This is a genomic window from Synechococcus sp. H60.2 (genome assembly GCF_047462315.1).
Classification (GTDB): Bacteria; Cyanobacteriota; Cyanobacteriia; order Thermostichales; family Thermostichaceae; genus Thermostichus.
The window spans coordinates 1-22,255 of the sequence record NZ_JANSIZ010000048.1; the positions used below are offsets into that span (position 1 = coordinate 1).

The following is a 22,255-nucleotide window of genomic DNA, read 5'->3' on the forward strand; positions in this document are numbered from 1 at the left end:
CACTCCCTTATTTTTTTTTCATGCTGAAGACGGCATACGGGATCATGCCTAGTCTTGTGGGATCGGTGTTGTGTATAAGAGAGAGGTCTGAATCTGGGTCTAGGAGGCGGGGGAAAGGCTTTGGGAGGGATGACACTCGCTCGGCTTGCAGAGGTCATGGACGGGGTAGCTGCCGAAAAGCTTCAGGGTTTCTGCGATCCCTTCCAGGGCAGCGATCACCTCTGCATCCAGGTAGGGCTGGCCAACTGGGTTCTCCAGATCGACAAAAAAGACATAGGTACCCGCCGATTTTTTGGTGGGGCGCGACTCGATACGCGACATATTGAGGCCCCGCTCCGCAAAGACTTGCAGCGGCTTTAGCAGCGCCCCCGGCACATTGTGGGGCAGGCTGAAGGCCAAGGAAGTATGGGATCCCCCCGGTGAGGATCCACGGCGGCCCACCACCCAAAAGCGGGTGCAATTATCCGGGTGGTCGTTGATGGGACAGGCCAAGACCGGCAGTTGGTAGAGCTCAGCGGCCCGCTCTGAGGCAACGACGGCAGCGTTGGGCTGTGCTCGCAGCCGATCCAATTCTTCGGTGGTCGAGCGGGTCGGGATCAAGGTGGCCTGGGGCAGATGGGATCGCAGCCACGCCTGACATTGGGCCAAGGCTTGGGGATGGGAATAGACCTGCTCGATCTGCTCCAGCCGGGAGGCACAGCCGATGAGGGCATGACGGATTGGCAGGATCAGCGCCTGGCGAATGCTCAGCCCCTCCAGTTGCCAGAGGGCATCCAAGGTCATCGAGACCCCGCCCTCGACGGAGTTTTCCACCGGCACCACCGCCCATTCTTGCTGGCCAGTAGCCACCGCTGACAAGCAGGCGCCAATGGTGGGGTAGGGCTCCAGAGGATGGGATCCCTGGCTGTGGAGGTGGGGCTGCTCAGGACAGGCCAGCAGAGCGGCCAACTCCGTATAGGTTCCGGCAGGGCCTAGAAAGGCCACGGGCACAGGGGAGACGCTTGCAGCCATTCCTCGAAGTCAGGTATCACTGGGAGCTAGCTCTAACTCTACCGTCTCAGCATCGCTCTGTAGCAGCGGGCAGTCAGGCTCTGGACAGCGGGGATTGGCCGCCACCCTGTCCAGCGCCTTCGCCACCTCCAGGCGAATTTGCCTCTGCAGCTCTTGATCCGCTTGGATAGCTTCCAGAGTGGAGATGGAGCCTTCAAAGCTGGTGGCGTAGCGAGGTGGGAGGTTGTTGAGGGCCAGGGCGGCTGCATCGTGACAGAATCTTTCGCAGGAGCAGTAGCGCTGCTGGCTTTCCAGCAGGAGCATCTCGTTTACGGCTTCGAGGACGGCTCGCTCCATTTGATTTTCCAGCCTCCTTAGGGGTTTGCGTGCCTCCATGGCTGCCTCCTTTCCATTGCCGATGGCGAATTGTCCCCGCCTCTCTTCCAGCCAGGATCTCCTACCCTCTAGCGTACCCAGCTCAGCAAACAGGGCTACTGCTAGCGGCCCCTTCGTTGACGAGTATCCTCGGCAGGCGGGCAGAAAGCCCACACAGCAGTTCGTAGGAAATGGTGCCCACCTGTTCGGCCCAATCCTGGATGGATAAGCCCATCCTCTCTACGTGAGGGCCCAGCAGCTCCACCACATCGCCCACCTGAATATCCGGCCTCTCGGTTACATCCCACATGCACTGATCCATCGTGATCATGCCCACCTGCTGGATGAGGCCGCCGCGCACCCACCCCCGCAGCCAGCCGGAAAGCCGCCGGGGGATCCCATCGGCATAGCCGATGGCTAGGGTGGCAATACGACTGGGGCGAGAGGTAATGTAGCAATGCCCGTAGCTGACGCCGGTGTGGGCGGGTACGGTTTGGATGTGGGTCAGCCGCGCTTTAAGGCGCAGGATCGGCCGCAACCCCGGCACCTGCAGGTGCGGGGCAGGAGACAAGCCATAGAGGGCCAACCCCAGCCGCACGCGGGAGTAGTGAAGACGGGTGAGGGCGCCGGCGGAGTTATCCAGATGCAGGGGGGGCAAGGAATCCCCGGCCTGGCGGATCTGCTCCACCACCTGGGCAAAGCGGGCCTCTTGCTGGGCCATCACCGGAGAATCGGGCTCATCTGCTGTTGCGAAGTGGGAAAATAGGCTACAGCCTTCCAGCTCGGGGATCCGGCAGATCTGCCCCCACACGGCGGCAGCCTCCTGCCAAGGGATCCCCAAGCGCGTCATGCCTGTATCCACGTTGAGGTGGACGGGGACAGGGCGCCCAGCCCAACGGGCCACCTGGCGCAGCAGGGGAATTTGCTCGGCCCGGGTAAGGCTAACCTCCAGCCGTGCAGCCATGGCCTGCTGCAGCTCGGCCCAGGTATTCAAAGCACCCAAGACCAGGATGGGAGCCTGGAGGCCTGCCTGGCGCAGCTCGATCCCTTCTGACAGGGTGGCCACACACAGCCCCTTGGCGCCGGCAGCCACCAGCAGGGGAGCCAGCAAGCGAGCTCCATGGCCATAGGCATTGGCCTTGACCACTGCCCAGATCTCCACATTTGGGCCCAGGCGGGTCTGCAACAGACGCAGATTTTCTCGCAATTGGGCCGCGTCAATTTCCACCCATGCCCGGCTGGTCAGCAGCTCCCGCTCTGGGTTGCAATCCGGCCAGAACCCCGTCTCGCCAACGGGATCCGCCCCCTGGGATCCCTGGCCTAGGGCATCGCTCTGGGTCCACGGGGCAAACGCCGTGGCCAGAGGGCTATGCACGGCCGCCGCCAGCGCAGAAGCGCCGTCCGGCGTGGACAATTCTTGATCCACAGCTTCACCCCTCACACCAAGCCTATTCATCACTGTCAGGTTTAGCGCAAAGTCCAGCCGGGCGCCATCCACAGCAGCGGCACTTCCGGGATCCCGGCCACCTCGTTGCTTCCCAACAGTCGGGCCAGCCAGAGATTTTGCCCTTGCGGAGGCAATCCTTGGCTCAAGAGCCGCTGCAGGGCGCGTTGGAACGGATCTCTCGCCGTTGCCGGCGACAAAGAGGGATCCCCCGTCATCCGCCGCAGATCCTCCACGGCTTCGGTATATCCTCCCAAGGCATCCACCAGGCCCAGCTCCACCGCCTGGGCCCCAGTAAAGAGGCGCCCATCAGCCAACTGGCGCACGCGGGCCTCATCCAGACTCTGCCGCCGCGCGATCATCTCTGCATCCAGCACCGCCTCTGCGCCTTTTTCCGGCAAGCGTTGGCGCCCACGGGCCACATCGCGAACAAACTGGTCGAGAGTGTCCTCGACCAGCTCTTGCAGCAGACGTTGTTCCTGGGGGGTAGCAGCGCGGAAAGGGGAAAGAATGTCTTTGTACTCGCCGGTTTTGAAGGTCTGCGGCTCTACGCCGTAGTTCTCGAGCAACTTGCCAAAGTTAAGGCCGCTAATGATTACCCCTATGCTGCCGGTCAGAGTACCTGGGTTGGCGTAGATCTTGTCGGCAGCACTGGCCACGTAGTAGCCGCCGCTGGCGGCAACGTCCTCCATGACAGCGATCACCGGCTTACCGGCCTCCCGCAGGGCCGTGACGGCGCGGTAGAGTTCCTGGCTGGATCCCACGGCTCCCCCAGGACTGTTGATGCGCAGCAACACGGCCTTAACGGCGCGATCCTCGATGGCTTCCCGCAGCTGATCCAAAGGAGAAGTTGGCAAACCCACCAAAGTCGAGCCCCGCGGGCCTCCGATCGTTCCCTCGATGGTGACCACCTCAATGCGATTTGCCCCTCGGGGGGCCTCTAGCCCGACGCCACCCCGAACCGACTCTGCGGCAGGTCGTGTGCCGCCAATAACAGCCGCAATCAGGCAGACCACCAGCAAGGAAGCGGCCAAAATGCGGTCAAGCTGAGATCCCTGGGTCACAAGCCCTCCAACCGTTACTGACTCCGTTCTATCACCCGGCAAGCTCCTGCGGCAGAGGGCAGGAGCCAGGTGGATCCCTGCTCTACCCACTTTCGTCATTGGACGCTCTAACCCAACTCTTGACAAGGATCTCCTGTCTATTTAGGATGGATTCCCGTACTCTTCACCGCCAAAGCAGCTTCTACAGGCTAAAATTGCAGCCTAGAGCAGGCATAAGTCGCTTGCCCACGCTCTTGCCAGAAAGCTGCGACTGGGGCTTTAGCTCAGTTGGTAGAGCACTTCAATGGCATTGAAGGGGTCAGCGGTTCGAGTCCGCTAAGCTCCATTGGTCTGATAGCAGACGGTGGTGGACGTTTCCGAGGCCTACACCAGCCAGACCTGCACTAGGTGCGGCTCTGTCTACTCTGGGCTGCAAGGCAGCCGGGTGTTCCGGTGTCCCGTGTGCAAACACACCTTGCCGCGGGATTGGAATGGAGCTCTGGGGATCTTCCTCAGGGCGTTGCGGGATGTCGCCATCCTGTGGGGACTCCGTCCCGCTGTCGCGAACAGCGGTGTTCAGCGTGACTGTATCAGAACCTCAAAGCGTCGATCCATTCAGCCTGACGCTGCCTCAATCCCTTGGAGACCTACGCCGATCCCTGGGCGAAGGGCCCCCGCCGTTGGATAAAGACGCCTTCAAACACCGCCGAATTATATGGTGCCAATAAAAAATGGTGCAAACTATTGGTGGGGGCGGTCTGTAGGGATCTCCAGCAGTGGTAGGGGTGTCGTGGGTGAAGAAAGGGGGCAATCGTGGCAAGCTCTCAAGGCAACCACGGGCCGGAGTTTACCTCTGGGGGGAGGGAGACGTCTTCTCGTCGCGTGCACGCTCCGCGGCGAAAAAATGGCCAAACAGATGTTCCGCTGCCAGCTCAACTCCCTGATGCGGAGCCCCCAAGACGAGAGGTGCGGCCAACAAGCCTCGATGTCACCCCAGGGCGGGCGGAGAGGAATCGGAAAGAGACCTTACAAGATCCATTCCCCAGCTTGAACCCACCGGAAAACTTCTCTATACTGCAGGGAACTTTATCCTGTACCTCCCCATCTTCATCTTCGCTTCAACCTATGCGTGCTTCCTCCTCAGGTGACTCGGATCCTACCTTTCTCGAGGCTCAAGCTGGCCAGTCGGCCAAGGACTCCGTCCCGCTGACGCGAACGGAACCGGATCCCAATCCAGAGCGGCAGTTGGCCCTGAGGCAGCGGCAGCAGTTGGAGTCACGGCTGCTTAAAGTCGAAGCAGAGCTGCAAGAACGGCTTATCCTTCAGGAAAAGCTACAAGCCGAAGTGCAGGCGCTGCGCACTCAACTGGCCGAGAGGGAACTGCAGTCTCGCAAGCAGCAACAGCAGATAGAGCTCTTGCAATTGAAAGCCCAAACGCCTGCAGACGCTGCTTTGGAAGCGGAATGCCGGGTTCTACGCCAGAAGGTGGCTGAGCAAGAAAAGACGCTGCAGGAGCGGGAACACGCCCTGCGCCAGTTGCAACAAACTTTGGCAGAGCAAAAGGTTCAGCTCTCGGAGCAGGAAGTTCAGCTGGCGGCGCGGCAACGCCTCAACGAGCGGCAGCGCCAAGACATCGAAGCCTTACAGGAGCAGATCGAGCAGCTGCGGCTGGCCCATGCCCAGGAGCGCCGTCAGTGGGAACACCGTCAGCAGGAGCTCCAGGCTTCTCTGCTGGAAGCGCAAGACCTGGCGGAAAAACGGGTGGAGATGTTACAGCGTTTCAAGGCAGAGCTTTCGTTGGCCCGCACCCAAATTGCCGAAACCCAGGCGGAGCTGAACAGCCTGCGGGCTCTGTACAACGACCAACAGGCAGCCTGGCAAGAACAGCGGGAACATCTCGAGGCGCGTCTGGCGGGCTATGCCGAGACAGAGGCGGAAGCGGAGCAGCGCTGGCAGGAACAACGTCAGGAATTGGAAGCGGCCCTGGCCGATGCCCAGGCGCAGCTGGCTGCTTTGCAAGCTCAGCAAGAGCAATGGCGTCACGACTCCCAGGAGCAGCAACAGCAGTGGCAAGCCCAGGTCGAAGCGCTGCAAGCTGCCCTCTCCCAAGCGCAGGCGGAAATTGCCCATTGGCAGCAGGAGCACCGCCGTCTGGAGGAACAGTACGCCCAGGCCCAGCAGCGCCTTGGTGATCTGGAGCAGCGGCTCCAAGCAGCTCTGGCCCAGCTTGCCGACCAACCCACCTGGCAATCGCAATTGCGCTCTGCCCAGATCGCTGTCACCCATCTGCAGGAGCAAACAGAGGCCTTGGAGGGGCAGGTGAGGGCCTTGCAGGCGGAACGCGCCGCCCTCTCCGAAGAAAACCGCTCCCTGAGAGAGAAGTACGAGCAGCAGCAGATGCACCTGCTCAGCCTGAAGACGGCTTTGGAGCGCAAGGGACTAGACATCCCACCTCGCGCTGGTGCAGCGGATCCCAATACTGCCGACATGCCAACACGGTCTGAGTCTCTCGCCTCACTCCAGGCCGCCAAGCCCAAGTCTGGGCTATGGACTCCGTCCCGCTTACGCGAACAGTCCCGGCCTTTGCCGGCTCGCCCCGATAAGCGGGCAGTGGATCTGCCGCGGTTTTTGCCTCGACCGTGAGGGATCCTGCTCCTCCCCGCTGGCTGGAGGTGTGGGTGGATCATCCCCACTTGGGGGGCTGCTTCACCTATCGCGTGCCAGAGGGATGGGAGCCAGAAGCGGGCGATCTCCTCAGCGTTCCCTTTGGTCCACAGGTGGCGGGGGCGCTGGCGCTGGGTTGGCGCTCGGAGCTGCCGACAGGAGTGGATCCCCAGTCGGTGCGGGAGATTGAAGCGGTGGTGGCCAAAGGGATCCTGCCCAAGGAGTTCTGGCCGCTGCTGCAGCGGGTAGCCGACTACTACCTCACCCCCCTGGCCCAGGTGGTGCGCACTGTTTTGCCGCCGGGCTTGCTGAGCCGCTCCCAGCGGCGAATCCGCCTGGTGGGATCCCCGCGCGGGGAATGTTCGCCGGCTGCCCAGGCTCTGCTGCGGCTGCTCCAGGAGAAGGGGGGGGAGCTGTCTTGGCGTTACCTCCAGCAGCAGGTGCCTGGCGCCGAGGTGGCTCTGCGGGAGCTGCAGCGGCGGGGTTGGGTGGAGAGCTTCTGGCAGGAGCAGCAGGGGGGCAGGGTGAAAACCCAACAGGCAGCCACCCTAGTGGAGGAGTCGCTGGAGGGGCTGAGCTTGCCCCAGCAGAAGGCGCTGCAGATCCTCAAGCAAAAGGGGGGGGAGCTGCTGCTGGTCGAGTGGGAGCGTCTGGCAGGGGTGAGCCGGTCGGTGTTGCAGAGCCTGGCCCGCAAAGGCCGGGTGCACCTCTACGAGCGACCTCTGCTGCGGCTGGGGGAGGCCGACCGGCCTGTGGAGAAAGATTGGCCCAAGTCTCTGACGCCCGCCCAGGCCGAGGCAGTGGCGGCCATTTGCCAAGCGCTGGGGCAAAACCAACGCTTTCTGCTGCACGGGGTCACCGGCTCTGGCAAGACGGAGGTCTACCTACAAGTCATTGCCCAGGTGCTACAGCAGGGGCGGTCGGCCTTGGTGCTGGTGCCGGAGATTGGCCTTACCCCGCAACTGACGGATCGCTTTCGGGCGCGGCTGGGATCCCGCGTGTGGACCTACCACAGCGGCCTCTCGGCAGGGGAGCGCTACGACCTCTGGCGGCAGATGTTGGTCTCTGCTCCCCAGGTGGTGATCGGCACCCGCTCGGCGGTGTTTGCCCCTTTGGCCAATCTCGGCCTGATTGTTTTGGACGAGGAGCACGATGACAGCTTCAAGCAGGATCAGCCCCAGCCCTGTTACCACGCCCGTCAGGTGGCGGAGTGGCGGGCCGAGCTGGCCAGCTGTCCCTTGGTTTTGGGCAGCGCCACACCGGCGGTGGAAACCTACGCCGCCCACCTGCAGGATCCGCAGCGCTGGGTTCGCCTCTCTTTGCCGCAGCGCATCCCCCAGGCGGGGATCCCGGCCACCCTGCCCGAGGTGGAGCTGGTGGACATGCGCCAGGAACTTCAGGCCGGTAACCGCAGCATTCTCAGCCGCCGCCTGCAACAAGCTCTGCAGGAGACGCTGGACAGGGGGGAACAGGCCATCCTCTTTGTTCCCCGCCGCGGCTACAGCACCTTTGTCCTCTGTCGCAGTTGCGGCTTTGTCCTCACCTGCGCCCATTGCGACGTCTCCCTCACCTTTCACGTGGAGGGCGGGCAAGAGCTGCGCTGTCACTACTGCGGCGCCCGCCAACCCCACCCCCAGCGCTGCCCTGCCTGTGGCTCGCCCTACCTCAAGCACTTCGGCACTGGCACCCAGAAGGTGGTGGAGGTGCTGCAGCAGCACTGGCCGCAGCTAGGGATCCTGCGCTACGACAGCGACGCCACTCGCCGCAAGGGATCCCACCGGGACTTGCTGGAGCAGTTTCGCAGTGGCCAAGCGCAGGTGCTGGTGGGCACCCAGATGCTTACCAAGGGGCTGGATATGCCCCAGGTGACGCTGGTGGGGGTGATGGCCGCCGACGGGCTGTTGCACCAACCTGACTACCGCGCTGGCGAGCGCACCTTTCAGCTCCTGACCCAGGTGGCGGGCCGCTCAGGACGGGGATCCTTGCCAGGCCAGGCGATCATCCAGACCTATCTGCCGGAGCACCCGATTTTGCGGGCCGTGCTGACCCACGACTACGAAGGGTTTTTGCAAGCCGAGCTGCGCCAACGCCAGGAAGGGGGCTATCCCCCCTATCGGGCTTTGATTTTAATTCGCCTAAGCAGCACCCGCCTGGAAGCGCTAGAGCGCTATTGCGAGCGGGTGGCCACACGTCTGCAAGGGATCCCGGCGGAGGTGTTGGGGCCAGGGCCGGCCCAAGTGGAGCGGGTTGCCGGCCGCTACCGCTGGCAGATCCTGCTCAAACAACTTCCCGATCAGCCCTGGGATCGCGCCCAGATCGATGCCCACCTGCACAGCGCCCTTGGACACCTCCCTCAAGGGATCCGCGTCAGTCTCGATGTGGATCCGCTGCGGATTCTCTAGGGGTGGCAGTTCTGGAGAGGCATTGAGTTTGCCCTGACGCCTGATGGCTCCAACCTGTTCTATAGTCGTTTAAGCTTCGTTTCAGCTTAGGGATCCCCAACGGGCTTGAAGTCCGGCGCTGGGCGGGATCCCGGTCAGGCTACCAGTGTCAATCCTGGGAGGAGAAGGATTTGTGGCCTATCGTGTAACGTTGATCCCCGGCGATGGCATCGGCCCGGAAGTAACCAAGGCGATGACCACGGTTTTGGAGGCCACCGGGGTTGAGTTGGAGTGGATCCCGGTGGAGGCAGGAGTAGAGGTAATCGAAAAGTACGGCACCCCTCTGCCGCCGCAGGTGCTGGAGTCGATCCGAGAAACCAAGCTGGCTATCAAAGGGCCCATCGGCACCCCCGTGGGCACCGGCTTTCGCTCGGTGAATGTGGCCATCCGCAAAGAGCTAGACCTCTACGCCAACCTGCGTCCGGCCAAGTCCATCCCTGGTGTCAAAAGCCCTTTTCCAGACGTGGATTTGGTGGTGGTGCGGGAAAACACCGAGGATCTCTACGCTGGGATTGAGTTCGAGCGAGGCACCCCCGAAGCAGCCCACGCTCGCGAAGAGATGATGCGTCTTTCCGGCAAGTTCATCCGCGAGGGATCTGCTCTTGGCATCAAACCCATCTCAGAGTTTGGCAGCCGCCGCATTGTCAAGTTTGCTTTTGAATATGCCCGCCAAAACGGCCGCAAAAAGGTAACGGCTGTTCACAAAGCCAACATCATGAAGTTTACCGACGGCCTGTTTTTGCAGGTGGCGCGGGAGGTGGCCCAGGAGTACCCCGACATCGAGTTTGAAGATCGCATCGTGGACAACATGTGTATGCAATTGATGCAGAAGCCGCAGCTCTACGATGTGCTGGTGCTCACCAACCTTTACGGGGACATCATCTCCGACTTGTGCGCCGGCATGATCGGCGGGCTGGGGGTGGCGCCAGGGGCCAACATCGGGGATGGCATTGCGGTTTTTGAGGCCATCCACGGCTCGGCGCCCAAGTATGCCGGCCAAAACAAGGTCAACCCCTCTGCCCTTATCCTCTCCGGGGCCATGATGCTGCGCTACCTGGGCGAGCGGGAAGCCGCCGCGAGGGTAGAAGCGGCAGTGCGGTCGGTCATTGCCGAAGGCAAATACGTCACCTATGACCTGGCGCAAGGGGATCCCGTCGGCACGCAAGAGATGGCTGAGGCCATCGCCGCTCGCGTGCAAGAGATGGCCCCCCGCGAGTCCTAGCTCCCCTCTCTCAAGGGGTGAGGGCTCAATAGCCCAAAACCGGATCCACCACCCCCAGCAAAGGTTCCCCCAGCCGAAAGCGGCGCACATTTTCCCGCACCCGCTCGGACAAGGCCGGGACAATCATGGCATCGGTAATGGCTGTGTGGGGGGTAATGAGGCAATTGGGCAAGCTCCAGAGGGGATGCCCAGCCGGCAAGGGCTCAGGATCCGTGACATCCAAGGCGGCCCCGCGAATCACCCCCTGTTGCAGAGCGGCCACCAAGTCGGGGGTCACGATGTGTTTGCCTCTTGCCACATTCACCAGCCAACACTGGGATCCCATCTGCTCCAGCTCCCGCCGGCCGATGATCCCCTCTGTTTCCGGGGTGAGGGCCAAGGCCAGGATCACCACATCCGCCCCTGCCAGCACCGCCTGCCGCTCTGCCAGCGTCACCACCCGGCTGGCTCCTGGCAAGGGATCCGCCCTGCGCCGCACCACGTCAACGGAGCACCGGAAAGGCTGTAACAACTGGATCAGCGCCTGGGCAATGCCCCCCGCCCCGAAGATGACTACGCGGCTGCCCCAGAGGCTGGTGCCGGATCCCGCCTGCCAAGTCTGAGCCAAAGCACGGCTTTTCAGATCCCGCAGGCCGGCCAAGGTGAGGGCCAGGGCATGTTCGGCCACCGCCTGAGCGTACACCCCCTTACCGCAGGTCCACACATAGGCGGGATCCAAAACCCCTGCCTGGGCAAAAGGTTCCACCCCTGCCCAGGGCAACTGCACCCAGCGGATCCCCTTTCCTTCGGCAAGACACTGCTTGAGCTTGGGCACGTCAAAGGCATCTGCCCACACCAGCGCCTCCGCTTCGGCCAACGGCACCAGCTCACCACCCCCTGCCAAAACGGCCTCTTGCAGCCAAGGACGCAGATCCCCAGGTTCGACGGCAATACGCCTGCCTTGGATGCCCATCGGAGCGCTTGAAGAAGACTTTCCCTTTGCCAGGATATCGCCGGCAGAAGGGGAAAAGCCTCAAGGGTCGGCCATCGACGGCAACTGTTAAGGGATCCCAAAGGGAGGATGGGAAGGACTGCCGGAATCGCTAGGTTGGGGACTGGTGCCCTCGGTTGTTGTTCTTTGTGCTGTCATGAGCCTTTCTGAGTTTTTAACCTTGGTGCTGCTGCTCTTTCCGGGCATTTTGCTCTCTTTAATTTTGATGGCCACCTTTGCCGCCGGCGGATAGGGGCTATCACCAGTGTCGTCGGCTGGAGGAGTAGTCGTTATCAAATAGCAAAATCAAATAGCAAAAAAAACGTTTCTCTACGTTGTTATTGCTATACAACGCTGTCGCGAACGCACCACCCTAACTCCCCTCTCCCTCAGGGAGAGGGGCCGGGGGTGAGGGCAGCTCCCTCTGGGAGAGGGGCCGGGGGTGGTCGCCTATAGCAGCCTGGAGCGCTCAGGTGAGTGGCAAAGTGTCTTAATCTGGTTTGAAGCGACTTAGCTCCAAGAGGCTAGAGCAGCAACGAGAGGGGCTGGTGAAGAGGGTTGCTTTGCCTAAAACCTTGGCCGCTGTGGGAGCGACTCTCCTCCTGCTCAACAGCCCGGTTGCCCCTGCCCAGACGCTCCTCGACTGGCAGCCTGTGCGGGTGGTGCAGGGGATCCCTTTGTACCAAGAGGAAATCTGGATTGGGGACGATCGGATCCCGGTTGCCATCGTGGTCATTTCCCTTACAGCGGGCCAACTGCGCCCCATCTGGGCCAATCCTGCCAGTTTGGTGGGTCTGGGGGAGCTGTCTTCCTTTGGCCCTGAACAGGGAGCCGTGGCGGCCATCAACGGCGGTTTTTTCAATCGCAACACCTGCCAGCCGCTGGGAGCCATTCGTCGGGATGGCCGCTGGATCTCCAGCCCCATCTTAGGCCGTGGGGTCATCGCTTGGTCGGATGGGACGGCAGGGCAATCCGTGCGCTTTGCCCGTTTGCAGATGCAGGCAGAGCTGCGCAACGACCTTGGGGATCGGATCCCGCTGGTGGGCATCAACAGTGGCTACATCCTGCCCGGAGTTGCCCAGTACACCCCTGATTGGGGATCCACCTACACTACCCAAACGGATGGTGAAATGCTCCTGATGGTGCGGCAGGATCAGGTGCAAGACATTCTGCCGGCAGGCCTGGCCGGTAGTTTGACGGTGCCGATCCCTCCCAACGGCTACGTATTGGCAGCGCGGGGTCTGGAAGGTGCCCTGGAAGCCGGCAAACTGATCGCGGGGGATCGCCTCAAGTTGAGCTGGACTGTGGATCCGCCAGAGCTGGCCGCCTACCCCCACATGCTAGGGGCAGGGCCGCTCTTGCTCTTGGACGGCCAAGTGGTTCTGGATGCACAATTAGAGGGATTTCAACCCCTCTTCCGCCGCCAACGGGCTGCCCGCAGTGCCGTCGGTCAACTGGACAACGGACATTTGCTGTGGGTGACCGCCGGCAATGCCCAGGAAAATCAAGGGCTCACCCTGCTGGAGATGGCGCAGTTGATGCAGCAATTGGGCTGTCGCCATGCCCTGAACTTGGATGGGGGCAATGCTTCCACCTTGGTGCTGGGGGGAGAAACCGTCAATTTGCAACACCGACACCCAGAACAACGCACACCCCGAGTTCACAACGGCCTAGGGTTTTTCCCCAGTCCAAGTCGGTGATGGAGAACCGAAGCCCACCTTTTCTAGCGGCGGGACAGAGAAAAGTCCTTTCCAGGGATCGAGAGTGGGATCCCCAGGCTTCCTGGCTGCTTGAATGAGGGATCAGGCTTACTCTAGGTTTGCATCTACCCTCGGCAGGAGAAGACTTCTCAAGAACAAAGATCTCCCCTCACCCCCAGAGGAAGGACTCGGCTCCAGTTGCACAACGGGATCCCGCCAATCTCAGAACCCAAGGCTCTAGAGCTTGTATAAGTTAGCCTTACGTGGGATCCAAACTGAATGGCCAATGCCTATTTCTCGTGATAGAAATAGAGATTAAACTGAGAACAAAAAATTAGCCTTGAGATCGACCAGAAAAATAATTGAAGAGATAACTTGGCGAAAAATAGTTCCAGGATATAGAGGTTACATAATTCTTTGCGTCCCTTCTCAAAAAATATCGTTGATAAGTTGTTTTTGATGAAGGCAATTAATGGATTTGCATTTCGTCGCTTTCGAAGTTAGAAATTAAGTTTAAGTTTTTGGACTTGCAGTCACACTTTTTCCAAAGTGAAGTCGAGACAATATGGGGGGCTCTCCGGCTCCTAGCCGAATAGATCCCCCGCTGGGCAAGGCTTTTGAGATGAGCAGAGCTTCGCCGCCATCTGGTGGCCAGGCCGCCGATATCGGTATTCCTGTTTGCAAGAGCTCATCTCATTCGGAAAACATTGATTCCTTGCTTGCATTTTTATAAGATACTTTTGTGCTTAAGTAAAATACCTCTACACTCAGATTTTTGTTTGGACTTGAACGTTAATTAAGATTTTGTTCAAAAGCTTTTCTTTTGGGCTCCTGCCTCTTGTGCCAAAAAGCTAGGATGGGCAAGGATTGTGTTTTCTGTCACTCTATTTGAGAAGATTTGTATGCCGGCCAGAAGCAAAACCAACTCGTTGACGGATACGCACAGGTGGTGTTTCATGGAATCCATAGCCAATGCTCTCCACCACTTGTAGGCCCTGTGAACCTAGGGCCTAGTTCCTTAACCCACTTGCGAGATCAAGCCGTGGTTTGCACTGCCTCTCCGAATCCTATGCCCTCCCCCAAGGATGCTGTTCCTGCGGCCCGGGTTAAGCAGCCTGCCGCTCACGACCGTTTCCTGCAGAGGGATGGAGCCTTCTCCACCCAGTTGATCCCCCAGGGATCCCTGCAGCTCTACACCCATCCCAGCCGGGGTATGTTCACGCCTGTGATGGCTCAGGCGCTGCGCTTGGCTGGCCAGGGGACGCGGGTGTTGATCGTGCAATTTCTCAAGGGTGGGATCAACCAGGGGCCAGAAAATCGTCTTTTGCTGGGCAGCTCTCTGGAGTGGGCCCGCTGTCGTCTGCACCGCTGCATCGATACGCCTCACCTGGAGCCAGAGGAGCGGCGGGCTCTGGATGAGCTGTGGCAATTTACCCAGGAGGCGGTCAGGAGTGGCCGTTATGGCTTGGTGGTGCTGGACGAGTTGGGCCTGGCCATCAGGCTGGGCTTGATCCCGGAGGCGCAGGTGCTGGATTTGATCGATCAGCGCCCAGTCTGGATGGACATAGTCATCACCGGGCCAGAGATGCCGGATTCTCTCCTGGAACGCGCAGATCTGATCACCCAGCTACGCCAACGGCGGGATCCAGTCCTCACTCCTCCTTCTCCAGAGGGCGGCCCCCGCCGAGAATAGATCCCTCGCGGGTCAGCAGCTCTTAGCTTTGCCATCAGTGACTGCGCTCTCTTTCCCAAACTCTCTGGCCTGTCGGGCAGCCTGTTGCAGCCATGTTAAAAAACGACCGCTGGATCTACGAGCAAGCGCAGCGGGGGATGATCGAGCCATTTTGCCCTGAGCTGGTGCGTCGCGTGGAGTGGAACGGCCAGACGCGGCCCGTCTTGAGCTATGGGCTCTCTTCCTACGGCTACGACATTCGCCTGTCGCCGGTGGAGTTCAAGATCTTCCGCCACGTGCCCGGCACAGTGGTGGATCCCAAGCGGTTTAACCCCAAGAACCTGGAGGCGGTGGAGCTGCACCACGATGAGATGGGGGATTACTTCATCATTCCTGCCCACTCCTACGGGCTGGGTGTCTCCCTAGAACGGCTGCAAGTTCCGGACAACATCACTGTCATCTGCATCGGCAAGTCCTCCTATGCACGGGTAGGGCTGATTGCCAATCTGACCCCAGCCGAGGCGGGGTGGCGGGGCTATCTCACCCTGGAGTTCTCCAACGCTTCTAGCGCCGACTGCCGCGTGTATGCCAATGAAGGGGTGGTGCAGCTTCTCTTCTTGGAAGGGGATCCCTGCCAGACTACCTACGCTGACCGCCAGGGCAAGTACCAAGATCAGCCGCAGCAGGTGGTGGTGGCCAAGGTTTAGTTGACTTGCTTCCCTCTCGGCAGAGAAGGGGATAAGACCACGGTAAAACCCGGCGGATGGGCAAGGGGGAGCCGGGGGGCTATACTGAATGGCCGGGGATCCCCTTTTAACCTGTTGCGGTAGTAGTGCAGAGCTCTTTAAACGATCCTTCTTTGGCGGCTACTTCTCCTGGCAGCCCCGGTGAGCATAATCCAGATTGGCTTACCGCTTCCTACGATTACATCCTTCCTCCCGACCGGATTGCCCAAACCCCTGTGGAGCCGCGGGATCAGGCGCGGATGCTGGTGGTGTACCCAGATAGGCATGAGCACCGCCGCTTCTGCGACCTGCCTGACTACCTGCAGAGCGGGGATCTGCTGGTTCTCAACGACACCAAGGTGATCCCGGCCCGGCTGTGGGGAGCCAAGGTCTTGCCGGAAAAAGACTCTTTTGGGGCACGGGTAGAGGTTTTGCTGCTGGAGCCTGAGTTGCCAGGGATCCCAGCTAACACCTTCCAGCAGGAGCAGATCTGGCGGGTCTTGGTTAGACCAGGCAAGCGGGTCAAGGTAGGGGATCAGATCCGGTTTTGGGATCAGCAGGGATCCCCGGCAGAACTGATGGGCACAGTACTTGCTGTGGATGCGGAGACTGGTGGCCGGGTGATGCGGTTTACCTGGGAAGGAGCGGATCCCTTTGAGAAGATCTTGGAGCGGGTGGGGCGGATCCCGCTTCCCCCTTACATCAAGGCTGCCCACACCCTTAATCCGGCGGAGGCAGGAGTCCGACCCGAAGACTATCAAACTGTTTGGGCTAGGCAGCCAGGCTCGGTGGCCGCCCCCACCGCCGGCCTGCACTTTACCCCCCAGCTCTTGGAGCGCCTGGCCCAAAAGGGGATCCAAACCGCTTTCATCACCCTGAACATTGGCCTGGGCACCTTCCGCCCCGTGGAGGCAGAACGAGTCACTGACCACCACTTGCACAGCGAGTGGCTCAAGGTGCCGGCGGAAACAGTAGCTGCCGTTCGGGCAGCCCAAGCGCAGGGAAGGCGGGTGATTGCCGTGGGAACAACCGTGGTGCGGGCGCTGGAAACGGCAGCCCTCTCCGGCACCCTACAGCCCTGGCAGGGGAAGAGCGACCTCTTCATCTACCCTGGCTACTGCTGGCGGGTGGTGCAGGGCCTAATCACCAACTTCCACCTGCCCCGCTCCAGCCTGATGATGCTGGTGGCAGCGCTGATTGGGCGGCAGAGGCTACTGGATCTCTACCAAGAGGCCATTGAGCAAGACTATCGCTTCTATTCTTTTGGGGACGGCATGCTGATCCTGCCCTAAGGGGATCCTCAGGCGGCTTGGGCAGGCCGGTCTTGGCCAGTGGCAAACCACCTCTGGAGGCGCTCCCATTCCACTTGGGGGTAGCCATCCACTGCCCAGTTGGCCCGCCGCTGCAGCATGTGTAAAGGAAAGAAAGTGGCCAGGGCCAAGACCGGGATCCCTTGGGAGCGAGCTGCTTGCATGCCGGCGTAGGTGGCTTCAAAGCTCAGGCACTCCTGAGGGGAGAGCCCCATCCGCTCTAGGAGCAGACGGTGCAGCTGCCCTGAACCCAGGTCAGGATCCATCTCCTCGCCGGTCACACGGTACCGGAAATGGTCGGTCAGCTGGGCCAGGAGCGGACAGGGGAAGCGTTCTAGAAAGGCCTCCACCTCAGCAGCAGCGTGGCCGCTCACTAGGCCCACCTTGAGCTGCAGCCGCTCCAGCCTCTCTAGAGTCTCCACCAAGCCGGGGACAAGAAGGGATCCCTTCTGCTCCTGCAACGCCTGCCGGTAGTACAGGGCCTTGCGGTGCAGCAACTCTTCTCGCTGCTTGGGGCTGAGCACCCGTCCCTGGGCTTGCCAAAGGGCGGGCAGGCGTTCCCGATCGGATCGGCCTAGGTAGTGCAGCCGGTAGAGCTCCTTTTGGGCAGGGGATCCTAGATCCCAGGGACGCAAGTTCTCCTCCAGCAGCACCTGGTTGATGGCGGAGAGGTGCAGCCCCTCATCGTCGGCCACTATGCCGCTCCAGCTTAGGATCACCCCTTGCAGCGCCATAGGAGAACCTCTTCCGCCCTTCTCTTGCTTGATCCTTAGGATCACTCTGAACAATTCCGAGAAGCTGGGATCCTTGCGCGGGCAGGAGGAGCCATGAAGCTGGGGGGAATGGGTTCGGGAACATGCCTGTGCAGGATCTCGTCGATGGCCTGCCTTGCCTCCGCCTCCAGCGACCAGCCCCAAACTCCGGCTAGGTCATCCAACTGCTGGCGCTTGCGCGCTCCCCACAGGATTGCACTCACTCCCGGCTGATCCAAGAGCCAGCGCACGGCCAACTGAGGCAGGGTTTTGCCGTAGCGCTCCCGTGCCAGCTGGCTCAGCTCTTCTACTGCTTGCAAGTACTGGGAGTAGCGAGGTTCCACGAACTTGGGATCGATGCCGCCGCGCAGATCCCCAGGCGGAAACTTGGTTTGGGGCGTCAGCCGTCCCCCCAACAGTCCCCGGCAGAGGGGACTGTAGATCAGCGTAGCAATGCCGTTAGCCCGACAGTAGGGCAGAACGTCCGCCTCAATCTGGCGCTCAAACAGGTTATAGGGCGGCTGGACGGTGTGCAGGGGAGCCACCTGGCGAAAGCGCTCCATCTGCTGAGGAGAAAAGTTGCTTACCCCAATGGCACGGATCTTGCCCTCCTGCAGCAGGCGGCAGAAAAAGGCGGCCGTTTCCTCCAAAGGTTCTAGGGGATCTGGCCAATGCACCTGGTAGATGTCAATCACCTCCGTCTGCAGGCGGCGAAGGGAGTTTTCCAGATCCTGAGCTAGCCAACTTAGGCTGCAGTTGCGCACCACCTTGCCGTTAGTCCACTGCAGGCCGGCCTTGGTGGCAATGACCACGCGATCCCGGCAGCCGGCATCGCGGATGGCCCGTCCCAAAAGCGTTTCCGAAAGGCCGCGGCCATAGGCCGGGGCTGTGTCAAAGAGGGTAATACCTAGGTCAATAGCCTTGCGGAGGGTGGCATAGGCCTCCTCAGGGTCTGCTGGCCCCCACCAATCCCCGGTCATGCTCCAGGTGCCCAACCCCACGCGGCTAAGTTTTAGACCTGTCTCGGCAAGCGTGACAAACTCCATGGCAACTTCTGCAAAGAGGATCCGGTTTCAGGATGCTAACAGGCGCCGGGAGAAGACAAAGCCGGTTGCGCCTAGCTGCTGGTGGAAAAGGAGGCCGGGCTTTTGCCTCTACTTTTCTAACTAGAGGCTCAGTAGAGTGGGGATTGAAAAATTCCCACCGGAATGGCCCAATGAAGTCCATTTTCCCTCTCTGCCTGGCCGGGGGCAGCGTTCTGATCTGGGGATCCCTGCTGTCTGTGCAGGCACAGGTGATCACGCCCCTTTTTCCAGAAACTTCCCGAACTCCTATCCCGCTGCCCCCCAGCCAGGATATTCCCACCTTGCCGATTGTGCCGGATCCCCGGCCTGTACCGACGACATCCCCCCGGCCAAGGCCGCTGCCGACGGGGACTTTTGAGGAGATTAGCCGCTACTTCCGCGATCTCAACCGGGCCAAGAACTTAGCCCGCCAAGCGGCTGAAATTGCCAACGGGGGCTTGCAGCGCTACCGCGCTGAGGCCTCTATGCACGGGGCAGCCATCGATGCACCGTTTGAAGAGTTCGCAGATGCCTGGATCTTCACCTTCCGAGGCGGCGAGCCTGGCTTTACTCAGCCCAGCATCGAAACCCAGGTGCGGGTGGATCGGCGCACCTTCCAGACCACCATCCTCTACAACGGCCCCATCCGTTCTCTGCGCTAATGGGATCCCCGCCATCCCTGGCATAATCAAAAGAGGGCAAGGGATGCGGGAGATGACCAAGTTTGTCTTCATCACTGGCGGAGTGGTCTCCAGCATTGGCAAGGGGATTGTGGCGGCCAGCCTGGGGCGTCTGCTCAAGTCCCGCAACTACACTGTGTCGATTTTAAAGCTGGATCCCTACATCAACGTGGATCCCGGCACCATGAGCCCCTACCAACACGGGGAAGTGTTCGTCACCGACGACGGCGCCGAGACCGACTTGGACTTGGGCCACTACGAGCGCTTCACCGACACCAACATGTCCAAGCTCAACAACGTTACCACCGGCGCCATTTACCAGGCGGTGATCTACAAGGAGCGGCGGGGCGACTACCAGGGCAGCACAGTGCAGGTGATCCCGCATGTTACGCAGGAGATCAAAGAGCGCATCCGGCGGGTAGCCCGCGAGACCAACCCCGACGTGGTGCTGGTGGAGGTGGGGGGCACGGTGGGGGACATCGAGTCGCTGCCCTTTTTGGAGGCCATCCGCCAATTTCGCAAAGACGTGGGCCGAGCCAACGTGGCCTACGTGCACGTGACCCTGGTGCCTCTCATCAGGGCGGCGGGGGAGATGAAAACCAAGCCCACCCAGCACTCGGTCAAGGAGCTGCGCTCGATCGGGATTCAGCCGGACGTGTTGGTGTGCCGCTGTGAGCAGCCCCTGCCCCGCGGCCTCAAGGAGAAGATCTCTGAGTTTTGCGACGTGCCGGTGGAATGTGTCATCCAGGCCCAGGATGCCCCCAGCATCTACGATGTGCCTTTGGTGCTGGAGCAAGAGGGTTTGGCCCAGCGGGTTTTGCAGATCCTCAACTTGGATCCGCAGCAGCCGGATCTGCGCGAGTGGGAGCTCTTGGTGCAGCGGCTGCACCACCCTCAAGAGCGGGTAGAAATTGCCATTGTCGGCAAATACGTGCGCCTCACCGATGCCTACCTCTCAGTGGCGGAAGCCCTGCGCCATGCAGGCCTGGCCCTCAATGCCGGCGTTACCTTGCGCTGGATCTCTTCTGAAGAAGTTGAGGAGCGGGGGCCGGCAGCCCTGCTGGCCGGTGTGGACGGCGTGGTGGTGCCGGGGGGGTTTGGTAGCCGCGGCATCGAGGGTAAGGTAGCCACCATCCGCTACGTGCGCGAGCAAGGCATCCCCTTCCTAGGGCTGTGCCTGGGCATGCAGTGTGCGGTGATCGACTGGGGATGCCACATTGCCGGTCTAGAGCGGGCCAACAGCTACGAGTTTGATCCCGACACCCCCCACCCCGTCATCAGCCTGTTGCCAGAGCAGAAAGATGTGGAGCACTTGGGGGGAACCCTGCGCCTGGGCCTCTACCCCTGCCGCATTCTGCCTGACACCCTGGCGGCCAAGCTCTACGGCGAGGCCATCATCTACGAGCGCCACCGCCATCGCTACGAGTTCAACAACGCCTACCGCAGCCTGTTCTTGGACTCCGGCTACGTCATCAGCGGCGTCTCGCCCGATAACCGCCTGGTGGAAATCATTGAGCTGCCCAGCCACCCCTTTTTCATTGCCACCCAGTTCCATCCCGAGTTTCGCTCCCGCCCCAATCGCCCCCATCCCCTCTTTTTGGGGCTGATTGAAGCCGCCCTGCGCAGCCGTTCCCGGCCGCAAGCCTTGCAGTTGCAGAACACAGGCTAGGGCATTGGGGTTGATTCAAGAGTTGTCGTTTCCAGCGCGCTATGCCCCGCCACCGGAAGAAGTCGGATTTGCCAAGCAAAATCTGCCTCACCTGCGGCAGGCCCTTTACCTGGCGCAAGAAGTGGGCCGACTGCTGGTCGGAGGTGAAATACTGTTCTGAGCGGTGTCGCAACCATCGCTCCAAGGGATCTCTTCCGGCTGATGCCTAGGGCGGATACTGGGATCCTGACGGAGGGGGAAGGGTTGTCGATGCGGTTTCTCAAGTGGTTGCTGCACAATCCCCACGAAGCGGAGGAGGAGGATCCCTTTCTGCGGGCCATTACCCGCCTAGAAAGTCTGATCTCGAAGCTGCTTTCCATCTTGATGATCGGGCTGATTGGGGTGGCCGTGGTGGATTTGGCCCGCTTCCTGGTGGCTGATCTGCTGCAGGAGCCGACTGGCTTTTTCTCTACCACTTTGATCGAGATCTTCGGCCTCTTTTTAAATGTTTTGATTGCGCTGGAGATTCTGGAGAACATTACCGCCTACTTGCAAAAGCAGGTGGTGCAGGTAGAGCTGGTGATTGTGACTTCTTTGATCGCAGTGGCGCGCAAGATCATTATTTTCGATTTTGAGAAGCTGGGGGGCCTGGATCTCATTGGGCTGGCAGCAGCGACGCTAGCCCTCTCCGTCAGCTACTGGCTGGTGCGACGAGCCAAACCGTGATCCCTGTCGAGCGAAGGGCGGGCCTGGACAAATCCTGATAGGATAGGGGCGGAGCTTTCTGGCAAGAGAGATGCGCGTGCTCTCGGGGGTTGCCCACCTGTTGAAGCTAGCTGTGCTGGCGGTGCTACTTTGGGTGGGATCTGGCTTTCTTCCCGCTCTGGCCCGTCCGCATTCTTCTTACGATTTGCTCCTAGCACAACAGTTGGGCAAAACCGTGAAAACCTACAACAGTCCTCCGCCAATGGTCATCGACCCGGCCAAGTCCTACACGGCCACGCTGGAGACCACCGCCGGCACGATGGTTTTGGAGCTGTTCCCGCAGGAAGCTCCCCTTGCTGTCAACAATTTTGTCTTCTTGGCCCGGGATCATTTCTACGACGGCGTCATCTTTCACCGGGTCATTCGGGGTTTCATGATTCAGGGCGGGGATCCCACTGGCACAGGTCGAGGTGGGCCAGGCTACCGCTTTCCCGATGAGCCGGTGCGGCGCCCCTACACGCGAGGGACTTTGGCCATGGCCAATGCTGGCCCCAACACCAATGGCAGCCAGTTCTTCATTATGCATGCCGACTACCCGCTGCCGCCCAACTACACGATCTTCGGCCAACTGATCGAGGGGGAGGACGTGTTGGATAAAATTGCCACGGCGCCCACAGGCCCTCAGGATCGCCCGCTGAATCCGGTCGCGATCAAGTCTGTTCGCATCTCGGAATCAGACTAGGTTGGGCCAATCCGGCGAAACAGTTTGGTTAAAATGAACTACCCCACCGCGCAGGCGGGTGGGGTTTCCCCATCCGCTTTACGGCGAGATTTTTGTCTCTTCCTCTGC

The 22,255-nt window shown here is 60.8% G+C and carries 20 protein-coding genes and 1 tRNA gene; 14 read left to right on the forward strand and 7 right to left on the reverse strand.

Annotated elements, in window-relative coordinates:
• Positions 1-99: 99 nt before the first annotated feature.
• The 4 genes from pheA to sppA form a co-directional block, all read right to left on the reverse strand.
• A complete protein-coding gene (pheA, locus tag NW845_RS08690; RefSeq protein ID WP_414378148.1) occupies positions 100-1,011 on the reverse strand; it encodes a prephenate dehydratase in 912 nt (303 codons plus the stop codon).
• A 9-nt stretch (positions 1,012-1,020) separates the two neighbouring features.
• Positions 1,021-1,386, reverse strand: coding sequence for a late competence development ComFB family protein (locus NW845_RS08695; protein WP_414378149.1), 366 nt, complete (start codon positions 1,384-1,386; stop codon positions 1,021-1,023).
• A gap of 82 nt (positions 1,387-1,468) precedes the next feature.
• On the reverse strand, positions 1,469-2,791 hold the full coding sequence (gene alr / locus NW845_RS08700) for an alanine racemase (RefSeq protein ID WP_414378151.1): 1,323 nt from the start codon (positions 2,789-2,791) through the stop codon (positions 1,469-1,471).
• A 41-nt stretch (positions 2,792-2,832) separates the two neighbouring features.
• Entirely contained in the window at positions 2,833-3,873 is a 1,041-nt protein-coding gene (gene sppA, locus NW845_RS08705) for a signal peptide peptidase SppA (RefSeq protein WP_414378153.1), read from the reverse strand.
• A 252-nt stretch (positions 3,874-4,125) separates the two neighbouring features.
• Here sppA and NW845_RS08710 point away from each other — a divergent pair.
• The 5 genes from NW845_RS08710 to NW845_RS08730 all read left to right on the forward strand — a co-directional run bounded on the left by NW845_RS08710 (position 4,126) and on the right by NW845_RS08730 (position 10,179).
• Positions 4,126-4,198, forward strand: a tRNA-Ala gene (locus tag NW845_RS08710).
• Between the two features lie 21 nt (positions 4,199-4,219).
• Positions 4,220-4,540: a zinc ribbon domain-containing protein gene (locus tag NW845_RS08715; RefSeq protein ID WP_414378155.1), complete on the forward strand. Its 321-nt coding sequence runs from the start codon at positions 4,220-4,222 to the stop codon at positions 4,538-4,540.
• Positions 4,541-4,977: 437 nt separating this feature from the next.
• Positions 4,978-6,495: a hypothetical protein gene (locus NW845_RS08720; RefSeq protein ID WP_414378157.1), complete on the forward strand. Its 1,518-nt coding sequence runs from the start codon at positions 4,978-4,980 to the stop codon at positions 6,493-6,495.
• Entirely contained in the window at positions 6,492-8,918 is a 2,427-nt protein-coding gene (gene priA / locus NW845_RS08725) for a primosomal protein N' (protein WP_414378158.1), read from the forward strand. The genes NW845_RS08720 and priA overlap by 4 nt, the downstream gene beginning before the upstream one ends.
• Positions 8,919-9,090: 172 nt before the next feature.
• Entirely contained in the window at positions 9,091-10,179 is a 1,089-nt protein-coding gene (locus tag NW845_RS08730; protein ID WP_414365806.1) for an isocitrate/isopropylmalate dehydrogenase family protein, read from the forward strand.
• A gap of 25 nt (positions 10,180-10,204) precedes the next feature.
• Here the strand turns inward: NW845_RS08730 and NW845_RS08735 are convergent, their stop codons facing one another.
• Positions 10,205-11,131 (reverse strand): D-isomer specific 2-hydroxyacid dehydrogenase family protein, encoded by a 927-nt coding sequence (locus NW845_RS08735; protein ID WP_414378159.1) that lies wholly within the window; start codon positions 11,129-11,131, stop codon positions 10,205-10,207.
• A 581-nt stretch (positions 11,132-11,712) separates the two neighbouring features.
• Between NW845_RS08735 and NW845_RS08740 the strand changes: the two genes are divergently transcribed.
• The 4 genes from NW845_RS08740 (at position 11,713) to queA (ending at position 16,538) form a co-directional block, all read left to right on the forward strand.
• The gene (locus NW845_RS08740) at positions 11,713-12,849 is read left to right on the forward strand and encodes a phosphodiester glycosidase family protein (protein WP_414378160.1); all 1,137 of its coding nucleotides are present in this window, start codon (positions 11,713-11,715) and stop codon (positions 12,847-12,849) included.
• Positions 12,850-13,918: 1,069 nt separating this feature from the next.
• Entirely contained in the window at positions 13,919-14,542 is a 624-nt protein-coding gene (locus NW845_RS08745) for a cob(I)yrinic acid a,c-diamide adenosyltransferase (protein ID WP_414366376.1), read from the forward strand.
• Between the two features lie 92 nt (positions 14,543-14,634).
• The gene (gene dcd, locus NW845_RS08750; protein ID WP_414366375.1) at positions 14,635-15,228 is read left to right on the forward strand and encodes a dCTP deaminase; all 594 of its coding nucleotides are present in this window, start codon (positions 14,635-14,637) and stop codon (positions 15,226-15,228) included.
• A gap of 152 nt (positions 15,229-15,380) precedes the next feature.
• Positions 15,381-16,538 carry a tRNA preQ1(34) S-adenosylmethionine ribosyltransferase-isomerase QueA gene (gene queA / locus NW845_RS08755; RefSeq protein ID WP_414378164.1) on the forward strand — a complete coding sequence of 386 codons (1,158 nt, stop codon included), beginning with the start codon at positions 15,381-15,383 and terminating at the stop codon, positions 16,536-16,538.
• Positions 16,539-16,546: 8 nt separating this feature from the next.
• On the opposite strand, the gene NW845_RS08760 is transcribed toward queA, so the two are convergent.
• Positions 16,547-17,290, reverse strand: a complete 744-nt coding sequence (locus tag NW845_RS08760) for an HAD family hydrolase (protein ID WP_414366372.1) — start codon at positions 17,288-17,290, stop codon at positions 16,547-16,549.
• A 41-nt stretch (positions 17,291-17,331) separates the two neighbouring features.
• A complete protein-coding gene (locus NW845_RS08765) occupies positions 17,332-18,354 on the reverse strand; it encodes an aldo/keto reductase (protein ID WP_414378162.1) in 1,023 nt (340 codons plus the stop codon).
• Positions 18,355-18,524: 170 nt separating this feature from the next.
• Here NW845_RS08765 and NW845_RS08770 point away from each other — a divergent pair, with 170 nt between their 5' ends.
• The 5 genes from NW845_RS08770 (at position 18,525) to NW845_RS08790 (ending at position 22,147) form a co-directional block, all read left to right on the forward strand.
• On the forward strand, positions 18,525-19,034 hold the full coding sequence (locus NW845_RS08770; RefSeq protein WP_414366369.1) for a hypothetical protein: 510 nt from the start codon (positions 18,525-18,527) through the stop codon (positions 19,032-19,034).
• A 52-nt stretch (positions 19,035-19,086) separates the two neighbouring features.
• Positions 19,087-20,721 (forward strand): CTP synthase, encoded by a 1,635-nt coding sequence (locus tag NW845_RS08775; RefSeq protein ID WP_414366368.1) that lies wholly within the window; start codon positions 19,087-19,089, stop codon positions 20,719-20,721.
• Positions 20,722-20,762: 41 nt separating this feature from the next.
• Positions 20,763-20,930, forward strand: a complete 168-nt coding sequence (locus NW845_RS08780; protein ID WP_414378163.1) for a DUF2256 domain-containing protein — start codon at positions 20,763-20,765, stop codon at positions 20,928-20,930.
• A gap of 40 nt (positions 20,931-20,970) precedes the next feature.
• Entirely contained in the window at positions 20,971-21,426 is a 456-nt protein-coding gene (locus NW845_RS08785) for a phosphate-starvation-inducible PsiE family protein (RefSeq protein ID WP_414378166.1), read from the forward strand.
• A gap of 241 nt (positions 21,427-21,667) precedes the next feature.
• Positions 21,668-22,147 (forward strand): peptidylprolyl isomerase, encoded by a 480-nt coding sequence (locus NW845_RS08790; RefSeq protein ID WP_414372600.1) that lies wholly within the window; start codon positions 21,668-21,670, stop codon positions 22,145-22,147.
• Positions 22,148-22,255: the final 108 nt, after the last annotated feature.

Bases quoted from the DNA above. Each gene is read 5' to 3' on its own strand.
- NW845_RS08790 (WP_414372600.1), top strand. From the start codon at position 21,668: ATGGTCATCGACCCGGCCAAGTCCTACACGGCCACGCTGGAGACCACC.
- NW845_RS08745 (WP_414366376.1), top strand. From the start codon at position 13,919: ATGCCCTCCCCCAAGGATGCTGTTCCTGCGGCCCGGGTTAAGCAGCCT.
- pheA (WP_414378148.1), bottom strand. From the start codon at position 1,011: ATGGCTGCAAGCGTCTCCCCTGTGCCCGTGGCCTTTCTAGGCCCTGCC.
- NW845_RS08720 (WP_414378157.1), top strand. From the start codon at position 4,978: ATGCGTGCTTCCTCCTCAGGTGACTCGGATCCTACCTTTCTCGAGGCT.
- NW845_RS08775 (WP_414366368.1), top strand. From the start codon at position 19,087: ATGACCAAGTTTGTCTTCATCACTGGCGGAGTGGTCTCCAGCATTGGC.
- NW845_RS08765 (WP_414378162.1), bottom strand. From the start codon at position 18,354: ATGGAGTTTGTCACGCTTGCCGAGACAGGTCTAAAACTTAGCCGCGTG.
- dcd (WP_414366375.1), top strand. From the start codon at position 14,635: ATGTTAAAAAACGACCGCTGGATCTACGAGCAAGCGCAGCGGGGGATG.
- NW845_RS08760 (WP_414366372.1), bottom strand. From the start codon at position 17,290: ATGGCGCTGCAAGGGGTGATCCTAAGCTGGAGCGGCATAGTGGCCGAC.
- NW845_RS08695 (WP_414378149.1), bottom strand. From the start codon at position 1,386: ATGGAGGCACGCAAACCCCTAAGGAGGCTGGAAAATCAAATGGAGCGA.
- NW845_RS08780 (WP_414378163.1), top strand. From the start codon at position 20,763: ATGCCCCGCCACCGGAAGAAGTCGGATTTGCCAAGCAAAATCTGCCTC.
- NW845_RS08735 (WP_414378159.1), bottom strand. From the start codon at position 11,131: ATGGGCATCCAAGGCAGGCGTATTGCCGTCGAACCTGGGGATCTGCGT.
- NW845_RS08770 (WP_414366369.1), top strand. From the start codon at position 18,525: ATGAAGTCCATTTTCCCTCTCTGCCTGGCCGGGGGCAGCGTTCTGATC.
- NW845_RS08785 (WP_414378166.1), top strand. From the start codon at position 20,971: ATGCGGTTTCTCAAGTGGTTGCTGCACAATCCCCACGAAGCGGAGGAG.